Origin of the sequence: Sinosporangium album, assembly GCF_900100605.1 — a bacterium.
Taxonomy (GTDB): Bacteria; Actinomycetota; Actinomycetes; order Streptosporangiales; family Streptosporangiaceae; genus Sinosporangium; species Sinosporangium album.
The window spans coordinates 59,627-83,605 of the sequence record NZ_FNCN01000012.1 but is presented as its reverse complement, the minus strand read 5'-3'; the positions used below and the strand labels follow the sequence as shown (position 1 = coordinate 83,605).

Annotated in this window: 29 protein-coding genes and 2 pseudogenes; 7 read left to right on the top strand and 24 right to left on the bottom strand. The window is 63.9% G+C overall.

All coding sequences use genetic code 11. The features are described from left to right. The first annotated feature begins 396 nt into the window (after nt 1–396). Complete coding sequence (locus tag BLQ73_RS14760) at nt 397–1,227, top strand: endonuclease/exonuclease/phosphatase family protein (RefSeq protein WP_093171026.1); 831 nt, start codon at nt 397–399, stop codon at nt 1,225–1,227. A 721-nt stretch (nt 1,228–1,948) separates the two neighbouring features. Further along, nucleotides 1,949–2,209, top strand: coding sequence for a DUF4190 domain-containing protein (locus BLQ73_RS14755; protein WP_176955457.1), 261 nt, complete (start codon nt 1,949–1,951; stop codon nt 2,207–2,209). A gap of 35 nt (nt 2,210–2,244) precedes the next feature. Here BLQ73_RS14755 and BLQ73_RS14750 read toward each other — a convergent pair whose 3' ends face one another. The 19 genes and pseudogenes from BLQ73_RS14750 to BLQ73_RS35000 form a co-directional block, all read right to left on the bottom strand. Beyond that, complete coding sequence (locus BLQ73_RS14750) at nt 2,245–2,460, bottom strand: hypothetical protein (RefSeq protein ID WP_093171024.1); 216 nt, start codon at nt 2,458–2,460, stop codon at nt 2,245–2,247. A gap of 2 nt (nt 2,461–2,462) precedes the next feature. Further along, nucleotides 2,463–2,783, bottom strand: a complete 321-nt coding sequence (locus BLQ73_RS14745) for a hypothetical protein (protein WP_143020267.1) — start codon at nt 2,781–2,783, stop codon at nt 2,463–2,465. Nucleotides 2,784–2,813: 30 nt separating this feature from the next. Continuing rightward, nucleotides 2,814–3,092 carry a hypothetical protein gene (locus tag BLQ73_RS14740; RefSeq protein WP_093171022.1) on the bottom strand — a complete coding sequence of 93 codons (279 nt, stop codon included), beginning with the start codon at nt 3,090–3,092 and terminating at the stop codon, nt 2,814–2,816. Between the two features lie 55 nt (nt 3,093–3,147). Then, complete coding sequence (locus BLQ73_RS14735) at nt 3,148–3,378, bottom strand: hypothetical protein (protein ID WP_093171021.1); 231 nt, start codon at nt 3,376–3,378, stop codon at nt 3,148–3,150. Between the two features lie 52 nt (nt 3,379–3,430). Continuing rightward, the gene (locus tag BLQ73_RS14730) at nt 3,431–3,976 is read right to left on the bottom strand and encodes a hypothetical protein (RefSeq protein WP_143020266.1); all 546 of its coding nucleotides are present in this window, start codon (nt 3,974–3,976) and stop codon (nt 3,431–3,433) included. Further along, a complete protein-coding gene (locus tag BLQ73_RS14725) occupies nt 3,966–4,349 on the bottom strand; it encodes a DUF6915 family protein (protein WP_093171019.1) in 384 nt (127 codons plus the stop codon). Before BLQ73_RS14725 ends, BLQ73_RS14730 begins: the two co-directional genes overlap by 11 nt. Continuing rightward, complete coding sequence (locus tag BLQ73_RS14720) at nt 4,346–4,693, bottom strand: DUF7296 family protein (RefSeq protein ID WP_093171018.1); 348 nt, start codon at nt 4,691–4,693, stop codon at nt 4,346–4,348. The genes BLQ73_RS14725 and BLQ73_RS14720 overlap by 4 nt, the downstream gene beginning before the upstream one ends. Before the next feature lie 280 nt (nt 4,694–4,973). Continuing rightward, nucleotides 4,974–5,537 (bottom strand): hypothetical protein, encoded by a 564-nt coding sequence (locus BLQ73_RS14715; RefSeq protein WP_143020265.1) that lies wholly within the window; start codon nt 5,535–5,537, stop codon nt 4,974–4,976. A 34-nt stretch (nt 5,538–5,571) separates the two neighbouring features. Further along, entirely contained in the window at nt 5,572–5,874 is a 303-nt protein-coding gene (locus tag BLQ73_RS14710; RefSeq protein WP_093171016.1) for a hypothetical protein, read from the bottom strand. Continuing rightward, nucleotides 5,871–6,101 carry a DUF3310 domain-containing protein gene (locus BLQ73_RS14705; protein WP_093171015.1) on the bottom strand — a complete coding sequence of 77 codons (231 nt, stop codon included), beginning with the start codon at nt 6,099–6,101 and terminating at the stop codon, nt 5,871–5,873. Before BLQ73_RS14705 ends, BLQ73_RS14710 begins: the two co-directional genes overlap by 4 nt. A 92-nt stretch (nt 6,102–6,193) precedes the next feature. Continuing rightward, a complete protein-coding gene (locus BLQ73_RS14700; protein ID WP_245691082.1) occupies nt 6,194–6,826 on the bottom strand; it encodes a toprim domain-containing protein in 633 nt (210 codons plus the stop codon). Between the two features lie 19 nt (nt 6,827–6,845). Beyond that, a pseudogene (locus tag BLQ73_RS35005) lies at nt 6,846–6,959 on the bottom strand (CHC2 zinc finger domain-containing protein); the annotation flags it as partial. 280 nt (nt 6,960–7,239) lie between these two features. Further along, nucleotides 7,240–7,806, bottom strand: a complete 567-nt coding sequence (locus tag BLQ73_RS14685) for an RNA ligase family protein (RefSeq protein ID WP_093171011.1) — start codon at nt 7,804–7,806, stop codon at nt 7,240–7,242. Next, complete coding sequence (locus BLQ73_RS14680) at nt 7,803–7,982, bottom strand: hypothetical protein (protein WP_143020264.1); 180 nt, start codon at nt 7,980–7,982, stop codon at nt 7,803–7,805. Before BLQ73_RS14680 ends, BLQ73_RS14685 begins: the two co-directional genes overlap by 4 nt. A gap of 48 nt (nt 7,983–8,030) precedes the next feature. Then, on the bottom strand, nt 8,031–8,408 hold the full coding sequence (locus tag BLQ73_RS14675; RefSeq protein ID WP_093171009.1) for a hypothetical protein: 378 nt from the start codon (nt 8,406–8,408) through the stop codon (nt 8,031–8,033). A 78-nt stretch (nt 8,409–8,486) separates the two neighbouring features. Next, complete coding sequence (locus BLQ73_RS14670; protein ID WP_093171008.1) at nt 8,487–9,278, bottom strand: DnaB-like helicase C-terminal domain-containing protein; 792 nt, start codon at nt 9,276–9,278, stop codon at nt 8,487–8,489. 3 nt (nt 9,279–9,281) lie between these two features. Next, on the bottom strand, nt 9,282–9,770 hold the full coding sequence (locus BLQ73_RS14665; protein WP_093171007.1) for a hypothetical protein: 489 nt from the start codon (nt 9,768–9,770) through the stop codon (nt 9,282–9,284). A gap of 23 nt (nt 9,771–9,793) precedes the next feature. Beyond that, entirely contained in the window at nt 9,794–10,642 is an 849-nt protein-coding gene (locus BLQ73_RS14660) for a RecB family exonuclease (protein ID WP_093171006.1), read from the bottom strand. A gap of 439 nt (nt 10,643–11,081) precedes the next feature. Continuing rightward, nucleotides 11,082–11,519 carry a helix-turn-helix transcriptional regulator gene (locus BLQ73_RS35000; RefSeq protein WP_093171005.1) on the bottom strand — a complete coding sequence of 146 codons (438 nt, stop codon included), beginning with the start codon at nt 11,517–11,519 and terminating at the stop codon, nt 11,082–11,084. Nucleotides 11,520–11,714: 195 nt separating this feature from the next. Between BLQ73_RS35000 and BLQ73_RS14650 the strand changes: the two are divergent. Next, a pseudogene (locus BLQ73_RS14650) lies at nt 11,715–12,734 on the top strand (SDR family oxidoreductase); the annotation flags it as partial. A gap of 221 nt (nt 12,735–12,955) precedes the next feature. Continuing rightward, the gene (locus tag BLQ73_RS14645; RefSeq protein ID WP_093171004.1) at nt 12,956–13,795 is read left to right on the top strand and encodes a glycerophosphodiester phosphodiesterase; all 840 of its coding nucleotides are present in this window, start codon (nt 12,956–12,958) and stop codon (nt 13,793–13,795) included. Between the two features lie 49 nt (nt 13,796–13,844). Here the strand turns inward: BLQ73_RS14645 and BLQ73_RS14640 are convergent, their stop codons facing one another. After that, nucleotides 13,845–14,303 (bottom strand): hypothetical protein, encoded by a 459-nt coding sequence (locus BLQ73_RS14640; RefSeq protein ID WP_143020263.1) that lies wholly within the window; start codon nt 14,301–14,303, stop codon nt 13,845–13,847. Between the two features lie 175 nt (nt 14,304–14,478). Then, nucleotides 14,479–15,210, bottom strand: coding sequence for a hypothetical protein (locus BLQ73_RS14635; protein WP_093171002.1), 732 nt, complete (start codon nt 15,208–15,210; stop codon nt 14,479–14,481). A gap of 355 nt (nt 15,211–15,565) precedes the next feature. Here BLQ73_RS14635 and BLQ73_RS14630 point away from each other — a divergent pair, with 355 nt between their 5' ends. After that, nucleotides 15,566–16,486, top strand: coding sequence for a hypothetical protein (locus tag BLQ73_RS14630; RefSeq protein WP_093171001.1), 921 nt, complete (start codon nt 15,566–15,568; stop codon nt 16,484–16,486). Between the two features lie 295 nt (nt 16,487–16,781). Next, nucleotides 16,782–18,803 carry a PhoX family protein gene (locus tag BLQ73_RS14625; protein WP_093171000.1) on the top strand — a complete coding sequence of 674 codons (2,022 nt, stop codon included), beginning with the start codon at nt 16,782–16,784 and terminating at the stop codon, nt 18,801–18,803. Nucleotides 18,804–18,938: 135 nt separating this feature from the next. On the opposite strand, the gene BLQ73_RS14620 is transcribed toward BLQ73_RS14625, so the two are convergent. Next, the gene (locus BLQ73_RS14620; protein WP_093170999.1) at nt 18,939–21,200 is read right to left on the bottom strand and encodes a WD40 repeat domain-containing serine/threonine protein kinase; all 2,262 of its coding nucleotides are present in this window, start codon (nt 21,198–21,200) and stop codon (nt 18,939–18,941) included. A gap of 288 nt (nt 21,201–21,488) precedes the next feature. Continuing rightward, nucleotides 21,489–22,058 carry a hypothetical protein gene (locus tag BLQ73_RS14615; protein WP_093170998.1) on the bottom strand — a complete coding sequence of 190 codons (570 nt, stop codon included), beginning with the start codon at nt 22,056–22,058 and terminating at the stop codon, nt 21,489–21,491. A gap of 256 nt (nt 22,059–22,314) precedes the next feature. Between BLQ73_RS14615 and BLQ73_RS14610 the strand changes: the two genes are divergently transcribed. Continuing rightward, complete coding sequence (locus tag BLQ73_RS14610) at nt 22,315–23,397, top strand: SAVED domain-containing protein (RefSeq protein ID WP_218125858.1); 1,083 nt, start codon at nt 22,315–22,317, stop codon at nt 23,395–23,397. Here the strand turns inward: BLQ73_RS14610 and BLQ73_RS14605 are convergent. Next, nucleotides 23,339–23,848 carry a quinone oxidoreductase family protein gene (locus tag BLQ73_RS14605; protein ID WP_093170997.1) on the bottom strand — a complete coding sequence of 170 codons (510 nt, stop codon included), beginning with the start codon at nt 23,846–23,848 and terminating at the stop codon, nt 23,339–23,341. The genes BLQ73_RS14610 and BLQ73_RS14605 overlap by 59 nt on opposite strands. Nucleotides 23,849–23,979: the final 131 nt, after the last annotated feature.

Genomic DNA, 23,979 nt, shown 5'->3' with positions numbered 1-23,979 from the left:
ATGACCTCTTCACTTCCCCAAAGGCTGCTATCCGATTCGTCTCGGCCTAGAACACTGGATGAGCATTACGACCCTCGGCATCCCCATTGGTGCGCCCGTTGGGGGTGCGCCCATCACTGCGGGGAAGCCGAGTGTGCAATCTGTTATCCGGACCCCGAGACTATCCGCTCCGAGGAAAAATAACCCATGCTGACGAAAACGCTTACCCCTGTCCTGGTCGGACTCTCCGTGCTTATTGGGGTGGCTAACGTAACCGCTCCGCCGGTGGCGGTTAGTCCGTTGTGTGCTGGCCTGGTGTGCCCTGTGCCGCCTCCGCGGCCAGCATGAGGGCGAAGAATCGCCGGTTCTAGATCTACCTCCGTGTAAAACCTGGTCGACTCGGTTCAGGAGACGCGAATGCAGATCACAGTTATGAGCTGGAACATCCAACACGGCGGTAAGGATGGCCGTTGGATCGGCCAGGCGCGGATCATCAATGAAGTAAATCCCGACTTCCTGCTTTTGCAGGAGTGCAGTGACTGGCCGGAGAGGGACGCCCGGCAGGTCGCCCAAGCGGAGGCGGACACGGGTCTCCGCATCATGGTGGGGCGTTCCCGCACCAAGGGGTATACGGCCGTGGGGTGGCGTCCGGAGAAGGCTCGGTGGATGGGGTGCGACAGCAACATGTACGCACTCACAAACGGCTATACGGGGGTGTGGTTCGAAATCCCTCACCTGCCTGCACCGCTCATGGTAGTGAGCGCTCACCTATCCTGCTATAGCGCCGTACAAGCGAATATGGAAATTCAAACGATCCTCGCTCGGACTCATAAGCCTCAGCACCTTGGGCTTTTAGGCGGGGATCTTAATCACGTCCCTCTGGGCGATGAGGAAATCGACTGGAGTTCCGTGCAACCGTATAACAGGTCTTCTCGCTGTCTATTGCCTGCGCCGGAAGGTCCTCCGGTGTGGAGGGGAAACCCTATTGTCGCGCAGACGCTACGGGCCGCAGATATGACAGATGTTGCGGCCCACGTCGCGGATAGCCGTGGGGACCATAGTTTACGGGCGCCCACAGCGATTCACGGGAGGATCAGGGTCGATCAGATCCATGTGACCGGTGCGTTGAGGCCGGCCATCTTGGATTACTGGGTGATCGCTGACCAGGATGTGAGCGATCATCACCCTATCGTCGCGCGATTCGACCTCGCCAAAATCGACGAATCCAAGCTGGCTAAATACAGGTAGGCGAATTTCAACAAGGCGACGATGCTCCCCGGACCAGGTCGCCGGGGAGCATCGTTATGCGGAGGTGAAGTGTGGACGAAGAGGGCGCCGTCGGGCCTTCTGAGGTTCCTATCATGAAGGTAATAGTTAGGGTCGAAGGAATACCACCTGCGCGGTACGGGAAAGCGCCGAGAAAGAGACATACCGAACAGCCCTTGATTTCCGCGCTGTTGCAAACGAATCGGCGTGCGCTGGTAGCGGATGCGGACATGCGAGAGATTCGCCGGGTAATGGCTCGGATCTATCGGCGGCGCGGCTCGTGGTCGGCTCACGCCTGGGAGGTTTCTACCCGGTCCGGCATCGAGACTGTGCGTCTGTGGGTGCGCCATGAAGCCGGTTGCTGGTGCGGCGCCGCCGGTGTGGTGCGTGACGGAGAGCTGCCGGAAGGGTTCAGTTGGGGGGACCCTCCACGCTGCCGCGATCAACCCCGACAACTCCGGCGGCTCCCAGAATTCGAGAAGTTCAAAGATGAGATCCGGCGGCGAATCGATCAGGTCCTAGTGTGCGGGGGGCGGCCGGTCTTAGTGGCCGCCGTCCGGGGCCCAGTCGAGTCAGCGCTGAAAAGGTGGCTTACGTGGCCAGGCTTCGTGCCTGGCCATCGGATACGGGTGGCCGTACGGCAAGCCTCCTGCGGTGACGTCATGATCTATGCATGGCATGCTTGCGATGGCAGGGTCGATGTATGAATTATCCTCCCCCTCACTCGTGGGGGCCTCCGGCGAGAACATCCGGGCTCGCCGTGGCCGCCTTCCTCCTCGGCTTGACCTCGCTCCTGATGCCGTGCCTGGCGGGGCTTCCTGGCCTGGTGGGGATTGCCCTGGGGCATAGTGCCCGTGGGCAGATCAAGCGCGGCCACCGCGGCGGGAACGGGATCGCGGTGGCCGCGCTGATCCTCAGCTACATGTCGCTCGTGTGGCTAGCGCTCGTGGTCGCCGCACAATAGGAAAGCCCCCAACCGGCTGGTTGGGGGCTTCAGTGTTACAGGTCGTGGGAGCAGTAGGGGCAGATCCACATCTCGCCCCGGGGGCCGCGAGCCACGCCGTTCTCCTGGTAGGCGCGGATCAGATCCGCCCGCGTGGGATACACGTGGTTGCACTCCAGGCACACGTCATGTGCGCCCTGTGGGGTCGGCTCGTCTTCATCGTGGACGTAGCAGTGGATCGCGTGACAGTCGTCGGTGACCTCATGGGGCATGCCTAGGCTGCTTTCGCCGCCATGGGCCGGTACATGACCGTGGTGACGAGTTCAGCCTGATAGAGACTGAACTCGGCGACGTCGTCATACTCCCAGGGGCTCTCATGCTGTGACTCCGTCAGCCCTTGCCGGAAGTCTGATCCCCACAAGCGGCCGGCCTCATCGGCGACGACGAGCGTATGCAGGCTGCTCCATCTACTGTGGTCGTCCTCTGTCGTGGCCATCACGGTAAAGGAGCGTCCCTCAAACTCCAGCCTGGCGCCCGGCGGTAGCCACGCGAGTTCGATGGCCACGTCCGCGGGCAAGGTCAGCGTCTTGTTCAACAGGCTCCCAGGGATGAATGTAAGACTCAATCAGTCTCCCGTTACGAGACGCTTGAGAGTTTGGATCTCGGCGAGAGCCGTCTGCTCATCGTGGGCGCATCCGTGCAGCGCAGACCGCACATAGTGGTCAAGGCGCTTCTGCGTCTTTTCTGCGTACTCGTCTAGCTTCGCGACGAGTTCATCACGCCTAATGTAATCCTTATCGATCTCCGCTGATTTCACCCCGATCACGTGAGTTTCGAGCACAAGCATCCCCTCTTCAAAATACATCCTTGAAATGTCTTCGATGGGGAATAGATACTGGTTCACAGTGTTTCCCTCCCGGTCCCCCGGCGGAAGGCCGCCGGGGGTGTAGGACGTATGATTAAAAAGGCTTCATGATGGCGATTTCTCGCTCCATCATCTTTTGCGCAAAATTGATAGCTACTCTTTCCGCATCAAAGAGGTCAAAGCCTTCTTCCTTCATAGCGTCCCGCAACTTTGCCGCTTCTACGGCGAGCGCCTTGTAAGGGTCGACAGCCTTAGCGGCGGCCTTAGCATTCTCCAGTTCCTCAGCGAAGATCTTCCAAAGAGCATCAGTCGAGTCGTTACGCATAATCATTCTCCAATTGAGGTTTGTACAAGACGGTTAAGGTTAGGAGCTGGGTCTAGTCGTGGGAGTATTCCTCGACTTCGATGCGGTCCTTATACACGGTGACCCGAGCGTGGTCACCAAAAAGATCATAGAAAAGCTGGTCGAGGTATCCAGCTTCGATGGAGTTCGAAAAATCGTTCATGGCGTCATAGTCGTCATGGCGCGCACAGAAATCGCCGTACTCCTCCCACTCAGCCTTAACATAATTATCCTCAAAGTACCGTCCGGTTCCCGGTACGCGACGCTCATACCTTCCCCCCTTCAGCCGGGGAGAATAGGTGGTGAGAAAATCCTCTTCCTCGTCATAGTCGTCGGCAGGGTCGGGTAGTGGGCGGTCGTTGACCTTGTAGCTAGCGCCGTAGACACTGAATTCGCAGACGTCGCCGTCGTTGAAATACGGCGTGTATTGGGTCCACCTGATCGCCTCGATGCGCGGCGATTCCATCAGAGGCGCGAGAACCCGGCTGGCCCGGTCCCCGTCCCACTGCTCGCCTGCGCGGACGCGGTTGAAATCGCGGTCTCCCTCAATGGTCAGACCCATGAAACTGTCATTGCTCATTGTTTTCTAGTCCTTTCAGGAGGGTTGATAGTGGCACAGTTTTGAGTTTCGCGCCGGACATCCACGGCTTGACAGGCATCCCGTCGATATAGTCGGCCGGCGACGGTAGCCAGCCGAGATCCTCTAGAATGTGGCGCTCAGCGATGAGCCTCACAGGCACCTCAACCGCCGTATGCTTTTTGTGTACGGTGATTGTGGCGCCGAAAATGCGCTCACACATGAACACGCCTAGCGTGTGGTGGAACAGGGATCGGTGTCGTACGTCACCGATTACCTGTTTCGATGAGTCGATGAATGTGTGAATGGGGAGGTAGTCTTCGGGGACGCCTCCCCAGTGGCGGGCGCATGATTGGGCGTGGTAGTACGAGTTCACGTGGCAATGGCCTGCATGCTCTCACCCACCACAAATGCAGTGATGCGGCCATCCATGTAATGCACGTAGCCATCAGAATTTGTGGTTTCGGGGACCTCTGTAACACCTTCTCCGTCGATCTCCGGAGCATGGGAGCCTTTTTCGTCGCCCCAAAGCGGGGTCCACCGGTTGCCGCAGCACGGACAGTCTCCGCTGCCGTCGAAGTACAGGCCGCTGTCTACGGCCAGGGCGTTAGCTTCATTGGCGTTCTCTGCCTCGATGATGATATAGGGACCAATCCCCGAGGAGGGATCAATGTCGAGTTTGGCCCACGAAGGGTTCTGGTGGAAAGTGAAGAAGGCCATGCTATTTCTCCTTCGTAGTTCGGGTCCGGCGCTTCACGGGCGGCATCGGGGGGTCTACGATTTCGGCGTGGCACCGCCACCCAAGCGACGACCAGACGAAATGTGTCTCGTCGCCCATGAATGTTCGGCATGCGGTGCAGTACAGCGGCACCGGTGGCGTTTCAGATGAAGAAGACACGCCACAGCACCCCCGTTACTGTCACCAGCAAAGCCCATGCGAGGATCAGTACCAGGCACCCCGTGAACAACCCTAGATCGCTGTTCTTTTCTCTTCGACTCGTCATGTTTGCACCTGCGTTGCTGCGATGGCTTGCGAGTTACTCAGCGCCTTTCGAGTACCAGGCCCGTCGGTGCGCGTATCGGGACCCGAAAGCCTTTTGTTCAAGAGACGTGTAAGGTATTCGGTGGCGCGGTAGTACTGTTTGCGCTCTGTTTCGGTGACGGGTTCCCCGTCCAGCTTCCGCCGGATCACATCTTGATCCGAGGGCCGCAAATCTCCGAAGGCCCTCACCAAGTCGATAACAGCGACAGTCGCGTCGTTCACTTTCACGTAATCGTCTATGTCGCTGTTGGTCGTGTGCGCCTTAATGAGCAAATCGCGTACCTCTTGCGGCGTGTACACGTATTGGCCCGAGTAGTACATCCAGTCGATGGTTTGCTTGTTGCAATACCGGATCGCTGTCGCGTACAGCACTGACCAGAGCCACGCGTCGTGGTCTAGGTGCCGCTCGAAAAGCTCGCTGTTCTCGCATGCGTGCAGGATCACGTGTGCGGAAATATCTTCGGCTTCTATGCCTACGTACTGGCTAGCCGCTATGCGGCCAGCGTCTTCAGCCAAAGCCATCAACCGGCCTGCTGTATCGTCGTCGAACAGCCTGTCATCCTCCTTCCATGTCTACATAGCCGACGTGTAGATAGATCTCATACGAGCTTGGGAAATCGGGGTCGCGGTAGACGAGCATCCGCGCAGACGACAGATAGAGCGTGGCGCTGTCGCGTTCGTCCCGCTCCAACCCGTCTACCATCCGCCGCACGACTGCTTCGATTTCGTCCGCGGTCGGGTATCCGTTTTCCGCGTCAGCTATCGGCCATCCCTGCATGGCGTAGATAGCTGCGAGGGATTCAGGCTGGATCTCCCACATGTAACAGGGGTAGTCCTCGTTATCGAGAGTAACGGTCAATTGGCGTTCTCCAAGTGGGCGATTTCCCGTTCCAGATACCATCGCGCTTTCTTCAGGTCTTGAAGAGCGTCGCCCTTGCTACCAGCGCGCCATACGTACTTGATGACGTTGCCGAGCCTGAAATTGAAATGCTCCGCTATCTGGATGCACTCCACCCCTGAGGGGTGTGTCACGTAGTGAGGAGGCTCGTTGACCGGGTCGGCCTGCTTGCCCTGGTATTGCTCCATGCACTGTGGCCACAGGCGCTTACCACAGCTACATATGGAGCTTGGCCTGATGCCACCGGCCATGTGCTGTTTTCCGCACGCGCACGTCATCATCAGGCGGCTAGTTTCTCCCTGAGAGCCCCGGGTCCCGAGGCGGTGTGGATCGAATTCATGTCGTTCCCGTCTCCGAGATCGACCAAGTAGGTATTCGACAGTTTTTCGGCGATGCTGGCACCGAATTTGCGGCCGGCGGGGTCCCCATGCATCGGCACAATCACCCGCCGGTACTGATGGAAGATGTGCGCCCATTCGGGTTTCCAGCAGTTGGCGCCAGGTACACCGATTGTCGGTAGCCCTACCTGGTGGCCGCTCATGGTGTCCATTTCGCCTTCGGCTAGGACTATGTAATCCTCGGCGCGTTCTACCGCCGAAGTGTTGTATGGGCGTGGCTTGTCGCCCGGCATGGACCGGTATTTCGGGCCGTCGCGCGACAGATTCCGAAACCGGATCGACAGGGTGTCGCCGTTGGGGGCCATATAGGGGATGGCGAGCATCCCCCGATAGTCGTCATGCTCCGGCGACGGGTTTCCGACGACCCCTAGACGGAAATGGGTGATCGTCTCCCACGAGAGCCCCCTGTTCTCCGTCAAGTACCGGCTTACGTCCTCGCTGGACATCAGGTCTTGCTGATATTGCTTCCGGGCTTGTTCCAAGGATTTCCGCCGCTCTGGCGACGGCACCGGCATAATCTACCCCTTCCAATTCTCGGATGAGGCTTATCGCGTCGCCTTTGAGTCCGCATGCGTGGCAGATGAAACCTGTCTCGCAGATGGAGGCGGACGCCTGCCGATCCCCGTGGAATGGGCATCGGCAGGGCATCCATCTATCTCCCGCGTGCGGCAGATAGGTATCATTGTCGCCGAGGGCCTCTAGGATCGGCCTTATCGGTATGCGCCCTATCCGCGGTCGTCCTTACTCCTCACGTACGACGTGATAGATACCGCAGGGTATACGAGGATTTCGCTATCTTCGTAGTAGTCTTCCGCCTCGTAGACGTTCCTCTGGCAGACGTATTTCAGGCTTCCCTGCACGATCCGAGTCCGTTCGGAACCAGTCCCGATGCATAGCACTCGTTCCATGTGCTCTTCGGGGATCTCCATTACCAGCCACGCTTCCTCTGGTCGCCCTTAAGCGTGTACTTGAAATACTGTTGGGCTTCCGTCAGATACACGATCACCCCTTCAGGGGCCATGTAGCCTGGCACGATCGCTGAACCATTGCTTTCGAGCTTTGCCGTCTCAACGCAGATGGACACCGTCGAGAATGGGCCCGTGTGAATGGTAGGCACAACCTTGAGGGAAGGGATCAGCCGGAGATCGCTTTGCTTCCAGCGCCCGGTGTTGAAGAGGGCAAACTGGCGGTGCTTGAGCCCATAGCCGCGATTGATATCGTGCCCGAACCACTCGCCCCAATGCACCCCAGGCCCCAAAATAGCACCGAGTTCATCTTCCCAAAGATGCACCCATCTAGAAAAACCTTGACCCGTGCAAGAATCGCACATACCGGGGTCAGTCGACCGCGGAAGTAGCTTCGTGCGGGTTTGCGCTCTAACTTCGCCGTCCTTCGAAACACGAACAGCGCAACACATACCGTCAACCTTTTCCGTGATCACCATGTCGCCATGGAAGAGGCGAGGGATGGACGGAAATTTTGCTACCTCGGTCACGCTGCCTCCATGTCAGAGAGCCTGATTTCCCGCTCGAAAGCCATCAGGGCTTGCTTGTCCCACTTCAGCGCTTGGATGCTCTCTTCGGGAATCGTGTAGACGACGTCCGCTGAAAGCCCTTGGAAAAGCCACACTTTGGTTTCCGACTGGAGCAAGCCGGCGACGTCAATCCACACGCCCCCAACGAGGACCCGCTCAATTCCATCAACCATCCCGTTACCCAATTAGAAGACCCATTTCTTGAATTTCTTGATCGTGTTTTCTAGCTCGCGGATGTATGAAAGTAGTTCGCGCGCTTTCCACAAGGGCATGACAAAGAGCGCCTGCTCAGTGCTCTTACCTCTTGTTTTGCGGATGACGGCCCACCAGCGGGTACCGGCGTTGGCCGCTTGTTCGGCGGTGGCCTCGAACCATGGCCCCCACCGGGTATCACGCGTGTTTTTGAGTTGCAGCGTCCAGTTAGGGACGCCGGCCAGGTCTCCCCGGTCTTTCGCGCCGAACCTGTTGCCGTTCCTACGCACATGCCTAAACGCGTTCTTCAGGAACTTGACGACGGCGCTTTCGAAGGTCGTGCCGAGTCTCTTGGAGCGTGTGCCGCTCAATATGTTTGCTCCACTGTGCAGTTTTCAAGCAGCCTGATATGAGCCCGTGGCCTCACACGGCCACGGGGGCGGTATGATTTATCTCGCGGCAGGTAGTTTGGATTCGATCCACATGCGGGAAAGGTCCATCCCTAGCCGGGTTCCGAAGCTGCCGTTCGCGGCGGCCAGACCTGACCGGTTTTTCACGACAGCCACATTCAGCCGCGGCTCGCCGAAAACACGGTTTGCGGTGAGGACCAGCGCGGGCAGTTTAGAGATTTTCCCTCTCAGCCCCGACAGGGGCACGGGGATATCTCCTGTCTCGTAGTCGCCTGTCACATGGTGCAGGGCGACCACGCAAGAGCTGGTTTTACGGGCTAGCTGATGAAGCCAATCCATGACCTCTTCCAGCCCTGCGAAGCCTTCTTGTTCCGAGTAGATGTTGCTGGCGTTGTCGACGATGATGAGTTGTGGCCATTGGCCGTACACCCACCCGTACGCCAACATCTGACGATTCAGATCGTCGATGGACGGTGACGAGTCGAAGACGAATTTTATGTGCCGTGCTCCGTCGACGGCGGCATCGTAGTGCTCTACCTCGTTTCTTTCGATGGCAGCTTGAACCATGGCCACGGGATGGCCGGTGATCATTGATGCGGCTCGGGCGTACTGTGTAGCGGCGTCGCTGTCGGCGCTGATATAGAGGGTCGGCACTCCGGCCCAGATCGCGAGTGTCAACGCGAAAACCGATTTACCTACCCCGGGGGCGGCAGCCACCAAATGTAGCTGCCCGCGCCTGAAATCAACGCTGACGCGATTTAGCGCCTCGAATACTGTCGGAATAGGGGAGCCGCTTTCTGATGCTTTAGCGGCTCTCTGAAGGCTCCACAAGCGTTACTGAATCTTCGGCAGCTTGCACTTGGGCTGCCCCTGTGGAGCCTGGCAGCTCCAAAACGCTCCGTACGGCTTACCGGTGCGTGCGGATACTCCCGCAGGCATGTACCGCGCGGGCCCGTGCGCGCACACAGGCGTCTGCATGCCCGGGGGCGATCCGGCCTGAGTGACGGCCGTCTGCTCATAGGCGGGCGGGTAGGTCGGTGTGGGCGTGTACGGCTGATAGTCCGGCGCACTGCCCTGTGAGGCGTCTGCCCATGGCGTCTCGTATCCCGTCGTGGGTGCCGTCGGCACGACTCGGGGGCCGAGTTCGCCGAGAGCGGTCATGCCGAGAGCCTCACTGAACGCGTTGCCTACGGCGGTCCACAGGTCGGCGTCAACGTCCCGCAGATCCCGCTTGAGATCCCCGACATTGTTGCCAGTGATACGGACCTCGGAATACGAGTAGGGAGCTTTGCCGGGCAGCCTGAACACAACCTCAATGCTCAAATACTCTCCAAATGGTTAGTTTTTTATGACATGACGAGGCAGTGATGAGCCACGTCACACACCCGACAGTGATCACCGGGATTCGCCAGGTAGCGGCCGGCGCGTTCCGACTCGTCCATCTGACGAAGTTCTCGCGCTACCCATGCGTAGTTATAGCGAGTCAGATCTACGGGCGGCAAAGGAGCACCGTCTTTCCCCATCCAGTAGTCACCCCACAGGGGGTCTATCCCCAGGGTGAGCCTGACGGCGTGACGGTAGATACCTAGCTGGATAGCGCCCGCAGGACGTTTCGATCCGGTTTTGATGTCGCGGATGTGTAGAGCGCCCGTTCTCGGGTCCATGAGGATCAGGTCTATGAACCCGTAGACCGGGATACCGTCGAAGTCCGCGAAAAACTCCACCTCGCTCGCGGGTTCTCCTGTGTCCGGAAGTACCCACGGCTTCAGCGGATCGGTCTGGACGTAGGACAGATACCGTCTGATCTGCTCAATTGACTCGGCGTGGCGGTCGTCGAGGTCGTTTTCGACCTTTTTCCGCCCCGGCTGTAGCCAGGTATCGAGGTCGGGGTGTGCCGCTATCGCCTCACCGAGAAGGCGAGACCATTCGTCCTCGAAGATCTCAATCAGCTCGACCTCGCTGAGCTGTCTCCAGCTCTTCTCGTATGCCTCTAGGGCTGCGTGTACGGCGTTCCCTTGCAGGGTCCACGCGGCCGGTCGCCGCATCACCTGCTGCACACGCGAGAGCCGGTATGACTCGCCACACTGTGCATATGATTTAAGTTGGGAAACACTCCGCCGCCGCGCGGTGTTCGTCGTGATTCTTCTCCTCTCCTGCGTGTTTCCAAAAGAGCAGTATCGGGTAAGGACGGCCATCGTCTGGGTAAGTGAGCCCTATGAACCGTGACCCTGCCGGTATCAGGGCACGCTGACGTTTCAGCCGGAGACGATGCAGGGGGCTCTTACGATGCACCTCATAGAGCGTTCCAAGGGAAGTGCGCAGAGCATAGATGTCTACCCACCTGCTGATCAGTAGCGTCACGGTCGTTCCATGCAATATGGAGTAGTTGATCAGTTGTTGCGTCCAACCGGCCACCTGTCACCGCTCCCACGCCGAGGTTTCAGACACGTAAATGCCTGCTAATGATCGGATAAAGAGGCGCGTATTGTGTAGATCCATACCGGCCGAAACGGCTGATCGTGACCAAACGGAGATGCCCGTGTCGGGGGCTTGTGCCCGTATGTCTTCGTTCGCATGGGGAGGACAGTACGCCCGCGATGTGCGGGCAGCAAACGGTAAAACCCCTGATAGGGGCTATTTGGACCCTTCCAAGGTGCTCAATGCGGCGGCAAGAACCGCCTTCAGGTGCCATTGGGACTCTACGGCGGGCACCATCCGCCACCCAAGAGAGTCATAGATCACATCAAGATGATCGGCTACACCCTCGCGTGCCCATCGAAGCGCGGCTGAACGCTGGCGCGGCGAGCCCCCAGGCACCCCCTGCGCTATGTAGGAGAGGGCGCGGAGGTACGTGCAGTAGGTGTGGTCAACGTCCGCCTTGGGGACCGTCCAGGGGATGGCGCTGGAGTGGTCCATCACGCGCTTGGGGATTTGGGCTTGGTCGCGGCGACGATAGAAAGTGCGACGGGACACGCCGAGCCTGGACGCAATCTGCTCATCGGTTAACCCGGGGTCCTCGGCGCGTATCTGGGTCACCTGCTGCCACCACTCCCGCGCCCGGAGGCTATCCATCAGCGTCCCTCCCGATGCGACATGCCCTTGACAGGGAGTCTAGCTATGAAAGCGCTTCCTTTCACGGTGCGCGCGGTGGCGGCGCGGAGCGGCTCCGTTGTCGAAGATTGCAGGACCTTGTGACGTGCTGCGATGCCGTGCGCCCCAGAGTCGGCTATGCTGCCCTTGTCTTGTTGTGGAAGTGCATGGTTCGACTCGGCGTCGTTCGAGATGCTGCGCAACCTCACCGAGCGCCTTCCGGTGATGACGACGCCGCGCTGGGTGCACACCCGCACGCAGCCGATCGCGATCCGGGACGTGCTGCGTTATCTCGTCGGCTGTGCGGCGTTGCCGTACGAGGTGAGCCGGACCTTCGACATCGGCGGCCCCGACGTTCTGACCTATGCGGACATGATGCATGGCTATGCGGCGGTGGCGGGGCTGCCGGACCGTCTGATCATCCCGGTTCGCGTGCTCACGCCGGCCCTGTCCAGCCTGTGGGTCGGCCTGGTGTCCCCGGTCCCCGCCAACGTCGCCCGTCCCCTTGTGGAGTCGCTCCGCGCCGAGACGGTCTGCCGGGAGCATGACATCGCGGAATACGTGCCGGATCCGCCGGAGGGCCTGATCGGCTTCCGGCGGGCCGTGGCGCTCGCCCTGCTCCGGATCAAGGAGGCCGACGTCGCCACCCGCTGGAGCTCCGCCTCGACGCCGGGCGCCCCCAGCGATCCGCTGCCCACCGACCCCGACTGGGCCGGCGGCAGCCTCTACATCGACCGGCGCAGCCGCGTCGTCGACGCCTCGCCGGAGATCCTGTGGCGGGTGATCGAAGGGGTCGGGGGCGACACCGGATGGTATTCCCTGCCGGTCGCCTGGCGGCTCCGCGGCTTCCTGGACCGCCTCCTCGGCGGCGTCGGTCTGCGCCGCGGGCGCAGAGACCCGAGCCGGCTCCGGATCGGCGACGCCGTCGACTTCTGGCGTGTGGAAGAGCTCGAACCCGGGCGGCTGCTCCGCCTCCGTGCGGAGATGCGCCTTCCCGGACTCGCCTGGCTGGAGCTCACCGTCCACGACAGGGACGGCACGACGCTCTACGGCCAGCGGGCGATCTTCCACCCTCGGGGGCTGCTCGGCCACCTGTACTGGTGGGGAATCTCCCCATTCCACGGGCTCATCTTCGGCCGCATGCCAAGGAATGTGGCAAAGGCCGCCGAGCAGGCCGAGCCGTACGGCTACCGCTGACCGAACCCACGCCGCGCCCGCCCCTACCGCGTCCTCCCGCGTCCTCCCGCGTCCTCCCGCGCCCGCCCGCGCCCGCCCGGGGCCGCCCGGGGCCGCCCGGGGCCGAGCGTGGCGCAAATGCTCATCTGCATGGCACGAACACGTCACCCGCATATCAGCGGGAAGCCATGTAGAGCGCCAAAGATCCGAGTTGTAGGCCGCTCCCGACCTCAGGAGATCCCTTGTTCCGCAGCATCGGCCTCATCCTCTCGATCCTCGTGACCGCTTTCGCGCCGGCCCTGCCCTCGGCAGCCGCCACCGCCACCGCGCCTCCCACGATCATCAGCGTCGCGCACCGCGGAGCGTCCGCGTACGCGCCCGAGAACACCATCGCCGCGTTCAAGCTGGCCCGCCAGCAGCGCGCCGACATGTTCGAGATCGATATCCAGATGACCAAGGACCAGCAGCTGGTCCTGATGCACGACATGACGCTCACCCGCACCACCAACGTCGAAGAGGTCTTCCCGGACCGTTCGCCGTGGAAGGTGAGCGACTTCACCCTGGAGGAGATCCGCACGCTCGACGCGGGCTCGTGGCTGGGCGAGCAGTTCAAGGGCGAGCCGGTCCCCACGCTCGGCGACACGCTGCGCGCGATGAACGGCAGCCCGATGGACCTGCTGCTGGAGGTCAAGGCCCCCGAGCTCTACCCGGGCATCGAGGCCCGCACGGCCGGCGAACTCGAGCGCCACCGCTCGTGGCTGCGCCCCAACCGGCTCGTCGTGCAGTCCTTCAACTGGGACTCCATGCGCACGTTCCACGAGGTCATGCCGGACGTGCCGATCGGCTTGCTGGGCACCCCGCAGGCCGCCCGGCTGGTCGAGCTCGCGACCTTCGCCGACCAGATCAACCCGCATTACAGCACCCTCAGCGCGGAGTACGTCCGGCAGGTTCACGACCTCAACATGGAGGTCTTCACGTGGACGGTCGACGACCCGCAGACCATGCGCCACGTGATCACCCTTGAGGTGGACGGCGTCATCACCAACAAGCCCGATGTGCTGCGGGCGGAGCTCAGCGTCTGACGCCCGGCGCGGCACCAGGGCCGTCCCCGTCCGGGGACGGCCCTTCCCCCTATTTGAGGGTGAACTCGCACAGGCTCTTGCGGTCGTCGTTGTCGGCGACCTTCTTCCCGTCGACGTAGATGCGGCACTTCCCCGGTTTGAGCATCTTTTTCTCGTCGAGTACTGAGCCGGGGATGACGGACACCACACGCCCGACCTGTCGCTCGGCCTCGGTCAGCTCGATCTCCACGGTCTTCTTCCACGGCAGCTCGGCGTCCTCGTCGATGCCGTTGGTGTCGGCCACGAAAGCGATCGGCTGGGCGCTCTTGCCCTTGCCGAGCACCTCCAAGGTGACCTCGCGGGTCTCCGGCTGGCGCGCGGCGCCCGTCTCCGGCGGTGGGCCGGACACGGAAGGCGTCTCGTACGGCGCCGCCCCCTGACCACCGCCTCCGCCGCCCCCATCACCTCCGCCCCCGCCGCCTCCGCACGCGGCGGCGGAGAGCGCCAGCACGCCAATCAGAGCGGACATTCTTCCCCGGACCGACAATCGCATCATGTCGCCAGAGGCTAGCGGTGCACACATGTCCAAAGGGTCGTTTAGCCATTTTCTGGACGTTCTGGACAGAGCGCGTGGGCGGCATCCGTGACGGATGCCGCCCACGCCGTTCCCCCGTGTGTTTCCCCAGTACGCGTTCAGAAACAGGTCACAAGGCGGCGCACTGCCCCGTCTTGCTGCCGGCGCCGTCCGCACCTCCGACGTTGCCGCTTCCGGTGGGCGCGGGCACATTGTCACTGCAGTTGATGTTGTCGTTGGAGCTGTTGTTGACGATGTCCGTGCCGCCGAGGTTCTTGTTCACGGAGAGGTTGTCACCGGCGACATTCGAGTGCACCGATGTAGTCCCGCCGTAATTCTCCTCGACCATCAGGTTCGCATTGGCCCGGCTGCTGTGAACGGTGGCGCCGCCCTGGTTCTTCGCGACGAGAATGCCGCCGTTATCGGAGACGGCACGCGTGAGACCGGGCCGTGCCGTGTTCTCGGTGATCTCCAGGCCGCCGAAGGCGGAGCTGTCGGTGACGGTCACGCCACCGCCCTTGACCGCCTTGATGCTGCCCTGCACGGTCGAGTTGGCGGTGATGGAGACGAGCCGGTGCTGGGAGGCGAGCACACCGGCGGCGACGCTGACGCCGCTCGCGTTCAGCGTGGAGTCGATGCGGACCTCCACGCCTCCGAGAACGACGGTTCCGATGAGGGTGCAGGTGGCGCCGTTCGGCACGACGAGTTTGCCGGGCACGGTGACCGCGCCGAGGGAGGAGGTGCAGTCGGTGTCGGGGGCGAGGAACGCCGCCTTGGCGGGAGCGGCGCCGAAGGCCGGGGCTGCCGGCAGGGTGAGTGCCGCGGCGGCGAGCAGTCCTAAAAGGGCAGAGGTCTTCCTCATGCGAACTCCAGTGGAATGCAAGGGATGCTCCGGGAGCGGCCCTGGGGGCGTGGCAGGGCTGCCTGGCAACAACGTCGCGGAGTCAGATGAGCGGGCTATGAGAAAAACGTTAAAACTTCTCATTCACCGCAGAAGATTTCCAACTCTATCGAGCCCGATAATTCCCCCTCATTCCCCCCTCCACCCCCAACCCCGACAACATTCACTTAGGCCCCAGATTTATGTGATGACAGTTATTGTTTTCAGACGCGCACCAACGATGGATACGGCAAGGCCGTATGGGCGGGACGCGGCCCAGGGAGGCGGTAGCCGTACGGCTTGACCCTCACACCGTGCGAGGTCGGAACCTGCAGGAATGTCCGTTCCTTACCTCGGCTCCGGGCCGTACTGCTACTCCAACTCCCTGGCGATGATCCTCGGCGACGAGGCTCCCGCCGTACAGATCATCGAGGTCCTGACCGGCTCGCCGTACGGCATGCAGCTCATCGGCGGCCACCTGCCCCTCTTCGACCCGTTCGGCTGGGACCCCGACCAAGGGCTCGACGCGGCGATCGAACTCCTCGGCTGGTCGTGTGAGCGCAGCGACGGCGGGTCGCCCGCCGACGCCGTACGGCGCCTGCGCGAGGCATGCGCCGGAGGCCCCGTCCTGGTCGGGCCGGTGGAGCTCGGCCTGCTGCTCTACCAGCCGAGCGCCGGGAAGGCCGTCGCGGCCGACCATTACCTGGTGGTGCTGGAGGTGGGGGACGACACCGTCCTCGTGCACGACCCGCAGGGATACCCCTTCGCCAGCCTGGCGATCGACGACTTCGTCGCCTCCTGGAGCGGCGAACTGATCGACTACCTGAAGCACCCGTTCGCGATGCGGTCGCGGTTCGTACGGCGGGCGCAGGTGGCCCCGGTCGAGGCGCTGCGGCGGTCGCTGCCCGCCGGGCTCGACTGGCTGGCGGGCAGAACAGACGCGACCGTGGCGCCCGGCACGGTGGGGCAGGCCGAGGCCGCCGAACGCACGGCCGACCTGGTGGAGGCGGGGCTCGACCCCGAGGTGAGAGACCTCATGAAGGCGTTCGCGGTGCGGGTGGGGGCCCGCAGGCTGAACGACCTGGCCGTCTGCCTCGGCATACTGGGGCTGGGCGAAGGCGCCGCCGTCGCCGCCGAGCAGGCCCGCATCGTGGGCGGACTGCAACTGCCCCTCGTGCGGGGCGACGACGCGGCTCTCGCAGCCGGCCTGCGCAGCCTGGCGCCCACCTACGGGAGATTGCACGCTGCGTTGACATGAGCGTGCAGATCGTGAGATCTGCTCCCGAGAGGCGCGGTACGCCGCTAACCTGTCGGCCGTGCCACCGAGCCGGGCAAGGCCATGACGGCGTCGGCCCCCGGATCTCGCGCCCGCCCTAATGGGTATTTATCCCCATGAACGGCCGGACTCCACAGCAAAACCCGAAATAGCACTACAAATGAGCACATATCGTTCATCGAGGTTCATCGAGGAACAGGAGATCGTTCACCGGTGGTTCGGAAAGCCGCCGTAGCGTCCAGGCACGAACGACCGTGCACCACCTTGGAGGAACCCCGTGCTGCTGCCCCTGCTCACCGACTCGCACACGGGCGGCCGATCCGCTCTGACGTGCAGGTTCCGATGCGGCAACGCGTGTGCGCACGATGTGGCCAACCGTAGCGGGAACCCCTACTTCGGCGACATCGCCGCCGCAGCCCTGTCCCGTCGGGGCGTGCTGCAGGCCGGTGCGCTCGGCGCACTGGTCGTCGGAGCCATCGGAGCAGGGAGCGTAGGCGCCGCACCGGCCGCCGCCGACCCCGGCAAGAAGCCCGGCGGGGGCGGCCGACCCGGCCACGGAGGCGACCTGCGGTTCAGCCCGGTACCGCCGAACAAGGACGACGCCCTGCGGATCCCCGCCGGCTACCGCTCCCACGTGGTAGTGCGGTGGGGAGACCCCGTACTGCCCGGCGCGCCCGCCTTCGACTTCGACAAGCAGACCGCCGAGGCGCAGGCCAAGCAGTTCGGCTACAACTGCGATTACGTCACCCTTTTCCCCATGGGGCAGAACAAGGGCCTGCTCTGGGTCAACCACGAATACACCGACGAAGTGCTAATGTTCCGCGGATACTCGGCGTCGGCCCCCACCGAGGAACAGATCAAGATCGCGATCGAGGCGCACGGAGGCTCCGTCGTCGAGGTCGAGCGGGTTCGCGCGACCGGCGAATGGCGGCTGACCACCAACGGCCGCCGCCGCTACAACCGGCGCATCACGGCCAAGACGCCGATGCGTTTCAGCGGCCCCGCAGCCGGCCACACCCTGGTGAAGACCGCCGCCGACCCGACGGGGCGCAAACCCCTCGGCATGCTGAACAACTGCGGCGGCGGGACCACGCCGTGGGGCACCGTACTCACCGCCGAAGAGAACTTCGACCAGTACTTCGTCAACGGCGACAAGACCAACCCCAACACCGCCAGATACACCATCCCCACCGACATCCCGGCCGACAGCCGCCGCTTCGACAAGGTCGACGAGCGCTTCGACCTGGCCAAACACCCCAACGAGGTCAACAGGTTCGGATGGATCGTGGAAATCGACCCGTTCGACCCGGACAGCACGCCGATCAAGCGCACCGCGCTCGGCCGCTTCAAACACGAAGCGGCCAACAGCTCCGTGACGCGTGAAGGGCACCTCGCCGTCTACATGGGCGACGACTCCCGCTTCGAATACATCTACAAGTACGTCTCCAAAAACCGCTACATCCCCGGCCACGACCGGCATAACCGGACACTGCTCGACGAAGGCACGCTGTACGTCGCCACGTTCACCGGCGACAGCCCCAAGGAAGAGATCGACGGCTCCGGCAAACTGCCCAAAGACGGGGCGTTCGACGGCTCCGGCGAATGGATCCCCCTCGTCACCGGCGACACCTCCCACGTGCCCGGCATGAGCGCCGCCGAAGTCCTCATCTACACGCGCACCGCCGCCGACAAGGTCGGCGCCACCACGATGGACCGCCCCGAAGACATAGAGCGCAACCCCGTCACCGGCGGCGTCTACGTGGCACTCACCAACAACTCCAACCGCACCCCCGCGCAGGCCGACGAAGCCAACCCGCGCGCCTCCAACAAGCACGGGCACGTCCTGGAACTCGTCGAAGGCAAAGGCACCCGCTTCGCCTGGTCCGTCCCGCTCGTCTGCGGCGACCCCAACGACCCCTCGACCTACTTCGCGGGATACGACAAATCGAAGGTCTCGCCGATCTCCTGCCCGGACAACATCGCCTTCGACCGCGACGGCAACCTGTGGATCGCCACCGACGGCAACGCCCTCGGCAAGAACGACGGCCTGTTCGTGATGCCCGTGCAAGGCCCCGAAAGCGGCCACGTGCGCCAGTTCCTCAGCGTGCCCGTCGGCGCCGAAACCTGCGGCCCCATGGTCACAGCCGACCAGCGCAGCGTCTTCGTCGCCGTCCAGCACCCCGGCGAGATCGACGGCGCCACCCCCGACAACCCCGCCAGCCGCTGGCCCGACGGCCACCAGCCCCGCCCCGCCGTCGCCGTCGTCTGGCACACCCAAGGCAAGAAAATCGGCTCCTAGCCGCAAAGGGGCACATCCCGTACGGCACAGCCCGTACGGCACAGCCCCCTCAGCGCCACCCGCCGCCGCGGGTGGCGCTCCGCCGTCCACGCCCCTCCCCGCCCACCCTGCCCGCCGCAACACCCCGAACCCCTCCTACGGCCGCGCTCCCGAGCCAGGCACTCGAGTCGGCGCCGCAGTATCTGGACCGGTCGTGGCTCCTCGCGTGTGACCATGCAAGTCCCACAACTGCACGGTCGTGTCCTTGCCGCCGGTGACGGCGAACAAGCGGCCGTCCGCCTGCCCGATCGCCGCCGAGTAGACGGTGTTGGTATGGCCGGTCATCGGCTGACCGATGGGCCTGCGTGTGGCCAAGTCCCACACCCGCACGGTCTTGTCCCAGCTGCCGGTGACGGCGATCGGCCGACCGTCCGCCTTCCCGAGCGCCACCGACGTCACGACGTGGGTGTGGCCGGTCATCGGCTCACCCAGGGGTTTGCGCGTGGTCAGATCCCATACTCGGATGTTGCCGTCCGCCCCACCGGTCACGGCCACCGGCCGACCATTCAGCTCCCCGACCTTCGCCGAGTAGACATCCCCCGCGTGGTCGGTCATCGCCCGGCCAAGGGGGTTTCCCGCGGCCAGATCCCACACCCGCACGCTGTCGTCTCTGCTGCCGGTGACGGCGATCGGCCGACCGTTCACCTCGCCGACGGCAACCGCCCAGATTTCGTCGGTGTGGCCGGTCATCGGCTCACCCAGGGGTCTGTGCGTGGCCAGATCCCACACTCGGACGCTGCCGTCCGCCCCACCGGTCACGGCCACCGGCCGACCCTCCAGCTCCCCGACCGCGACCGCGTAGACGGTGCCGGTGTGGCCGGTCATCGGCTCACCCAGGGGTTTGCGCGTGGCCAGATCCCACACTCGGATCTTGCCGTCCGCCCCACCGGTCACGGCCACCGGCCGACCCTCCACCTGCCCGACCGCAACCCCGTAGACGTCGTTGGTGTGGCCGGTCATCGGTTCACCCGCGAGTTCGCGTCTGGTCAGGTCCCACACCCGGACCGTGTGGTCCGCACTGCCGGTCACGGCGACCGGCAGACCCTCCACCTGCCCGACCGCAACCGCCCAGATGCCGTCGCTGTGGCGGCCTACTTCGCCTGGTGTCATTGCTGGACTTGGCGTGGGGCTCACTGTCGGTTTTCGCGTGGCGTCCACCGTCGGTGCCGCCGATTCTTCGCTGACGCGCAGCGCCGGTTCCTTCGCCGCGAAGGGCCAGAAAATCACAGCGAGCGCGACGAGTGTGACACAGGCCGTCACCGCGGCGACCCCTCCGAGCCGATCGCGCCAGAAGGACGATCCCGACCGGGCCGCCACCGGCGACTCGCCGTCCTGCCCGGGCCCCCTCGCAATCAAGTCCAGCGTGCCCGGAAAGTCCTGTTGCGCAAGGTCGGCCGCCCCGCCCGCCGGTCCGCCCGCCGGTCCGCCCGCCGCCGCCCAAGGAACCGGAGGAAGGGGCACCGCCGGAGCGGGAGATCCGACGGGAGCCCCAGCGGGGTGATCGGCGGGAGGACCGATATGGCGGCCCGGTTCCACGGTCGGAGTACGGCCGGTCAGCACCGCCAGTACGTCGCCCAGCGCGGGACGGCCCCGTGGGTCTTTGGCCAGGCAGGCGGCCAGCAACGTACGCAGCGGCTCCGGCACACCCTCCACATCCGGATCACGGCCGAGAACGGCACCCATGACCGCCGCGGCATGCTCGCCGGCGAAGGCGGGATGGCCGGTGGCGGCGAAAACCATGGTGGCCGCCCAGGAGAACAGGTCTGAGGCTGGGCCGGCGGGCTGGTTGGCCAGTTGCTCGGGCGCCATGTAAGCCGGGGTGCCGACCAGCCCCGAGGATGTGGCCGAGGTGGCCGTGGTGGTCTCCAGGATGCGCGCGATGCCGAAGTCGATGACCACCGGGCCTTCCGGCCCCATGATCACATTGGCGGGTTTGAAGTCGCGGTGCACGATCCCGGCCCGGTGGACAGCCTCCAGCGCGGTGAGTGTGGCGACCGCCAGGCGTCGCAGGCCGCTTCCGGTCCGGGGTCCGCCGGTGGCGACCAACTCGTGGAGGGAAGGACCGGGCACGTACTCGCTGACCAGGTAGGGCCGTCCCTCGCTGAAGCCGGCCTCCAGCACGGCAGCGGTGCAGAAGATCGCCACCTGCTGCGCAAGCGCGGTCTCACGCCGGAAACTCCGAACGACAGTGTCGTCGGTGGTCATACGCGCATGCAGTACCTTGACGGCGACCTGCTGCCCCGTGGGGCTTTCGGCCAGGTAGACGGTGCCCTGGCCGCCGACGCCCAACACCCGCAGCAGCCTGTGAACGCCGATGCTCTCAGGGTCGCTCGCGCTTAACTGACCCGCATCGGACACCGCTTGCCTTCCTTTCCCACCGACACGCGCAAATGAGTGGTAACCAGTGGAGCCGTCCGGCCGCAGGCAGCCGGGAGAATCATCATTTCTGCCGTGCAGATCACGATGTATCGATCATGCCCTGCGAGGCGCGCATTCGCGTGACAAATCAGACATTGCTACCAGCTTGCCCTGGAACAAGGGCAAGGACTCGAACCCGCGCCCCCGCCCTCAGGCGAGCGCCCCACCAGACGCCGCAAGCCAGCAGCCTCGCGGTCCGGGCCCATGGTGACCCAAGGACGGAAACGACTACTCTCCAGAGCCGCCTCCAGAGTCGCTGTAGTCGTGCGTGGCGCCGGTCTGCCTACCTGAGCCATCCCGGGGCCTCAAGAGGTGATACCAGCAATACCGCGCGATGAACACAGCCGCGCCGGCCATGAGAGCGCCTGTGAAGATGTCGCCCTCGACAAACGAGTCAACCATCGTCCAGACGAGAAGCACGGTCGCCGGCACGAGGAAAACGAGCAATAACACGACCACGGTCCGGCGCATGCCCTGCACAATCCGATGTCCGGAGTCGAGCACCGCATCCCTGAGCTCGTCCCGCTCGTTTTTGAGCGCCGCACCGCCAACGGGTGCAACGCCGGGAGAAGAGCTGGGGGGCACTGACGAGTTCGCGGCCGTCCCATGCAGCCGTGGTTCCCCACGAGGCTTGACCTTGCCCAGCATCGTCCGGAATCCCTGCCACGTGAAGGCCACCACTCCGTACCACAACGCCATCGTGAGAATCCACATCGGCGACACATACAGCGCAAGCAGCGCAAGCCCCCCGGCGAACACCAGCTGCAAGAGCCCCACCTGCATCCGGTACTTCATCACGCGTCCTCCCAAGAGTTGCGGAATCCTTCATGGGGATACGACGCGCGGAATCCTGCTTTTGTTGTGACTTGGCCTTAGAGAAAAGGGGTGTCCAAGGGCCCACACCCGGCTGAGCGTTGAGCACATGCCGACCGGCGCGGTCGAATGATTCCGTTGCACGAGAGACGGCGACATCGAGGTCCAGCCGAATAAAGTGGCATGGCTCTGTTGGCTCGATTACGCCGCCGGCGTTAACCCCCCCGAACGGATGATTGCGGTGACAGGTTCAGAACCGACGGCTTCACCGCGGCTGACGGTGGTCGGCTCCGCCGATGCCTCTGGCGGCTCACAAGGAAGATGGGCCGCCATCTCGGACGGCACGGCGCAGGTCACCGTCGGCGGGGTAGCGGCGGGCGGTTTCGGGGTAGAGGCCGCGAAGTCGTTCCTAGCGGACGAGCCTGCCGGGCGCTGGTGGTTCGTCCTGGCCGCCGCCGCGGGACTCGCGCTTGTCGCCCTAGGGCTGTGGCTGAGAAACCGAGCACGTCGGCGGGTGCAGGTCGGCATCGTGGTGACCGCGATAGACGCCCGTCGCGGGTCGGCACGCGGCCGACAATTGGACCAGCAGGCGGAGACGTACAGCCGGAGCACATGCACAGTGACTCTGAAGACCAGCGTCGAGTTGCCCAGCGACGGCGTCTGGGACCGGCAACTGGTCGACGCCCTCGCCGACGAGACACTGCTGGCCGCCACCATGGCGGAACGCCTGACCCCCGACGCCGTCCAGATCAACCTGATCCCGACCATGCCGCTGCATGTCGCGTTCTGGTTCGGCGCCAGGCTGGGATACACACACGCTCGCGAGATCGTGGTGCACGCCATCCGGCAGGCGGACGGCGCACCGGCATACTTTCCGGCGACATCGCTGCGGGCAATCGACTCCGGCAACGAGCCGCTGACCGGCGACCGGCTGGAAGCCGTCGAGGACGGCGACCCGACCAAGGTCGCCGTCGCGCTGGACCTGCAGGACCGAGGAGACCAATTCTTCGATCAGGTGCTGGCGGCCTGCCGCCGGCACGGCATCGGCTACCTGCTGCGGCTCCGCAGCACGTCTCCACGCCTGGCCGAGGACAACGCCACCTTCACCGGCGTGGTGGAGCAGGCCTGTCGCGCCTGGCGAGAGGCGCCCCTGCCATCCGGTGCTCGAATGGGTCGACACGCCATCTTCCTCAGCGGACCCGTCGCGATCGCCGTAGCCCTCGGCGCCCGCCTGGCGTCGCCCGAACACGGCCGGTGGACAGCCTTCACCTTCGACCCGGCCGGCAACACCTACGAGCCCTTCCCTGCCCCGGCCTCCGCCTGACACAGGTGATCAGTCGGCCGAAGCTCGCGACTGTGCCGAGGGCCTGCTCGAACACCGCCCCGCCGATCGCGTCCAGCACGACGTCGACCGGGCGACCGTGGTTGGCGTCCAGGATCCGCTCCCGGTAGCCGTCGGCGGCCCCGTCGACCGCCACATCGGCCCCCAACTCAAGCGCCAAGGCCCGTTTCTCCGGGGTCGACGCTGTGGCGATCACGCGTCCCGCCCCGAATCGTCTGGCCAGTTGGACCGCCAGCGAGCCGACGCCTCCCGCGGCGGCGTTCACCACCACACTCTCCCCAGCCTGCACCCGCGCCGACGAACGGAGCAGGTGCCAGGCGGTCAGGCCCTGAACGAGCAGTGCCGCGGCCTCGCCCGCGCTGACCTTCTCCGGGACCTCCACCAGGTCGCGGGCGGGAACAACGGCCTTGGAGGCATAGCCGCCCGAGAACATGAAACCGAGAACGCGCTTGCCGATGGCACCCAGACATGAACAGGCCCGTCAAGGCATTGTGCGACACCTAGCGGGCCCTTGATCGCGCAGCGGAGGTGCGAACGATGGCCTCCGGTGAGCCAGAGATGACG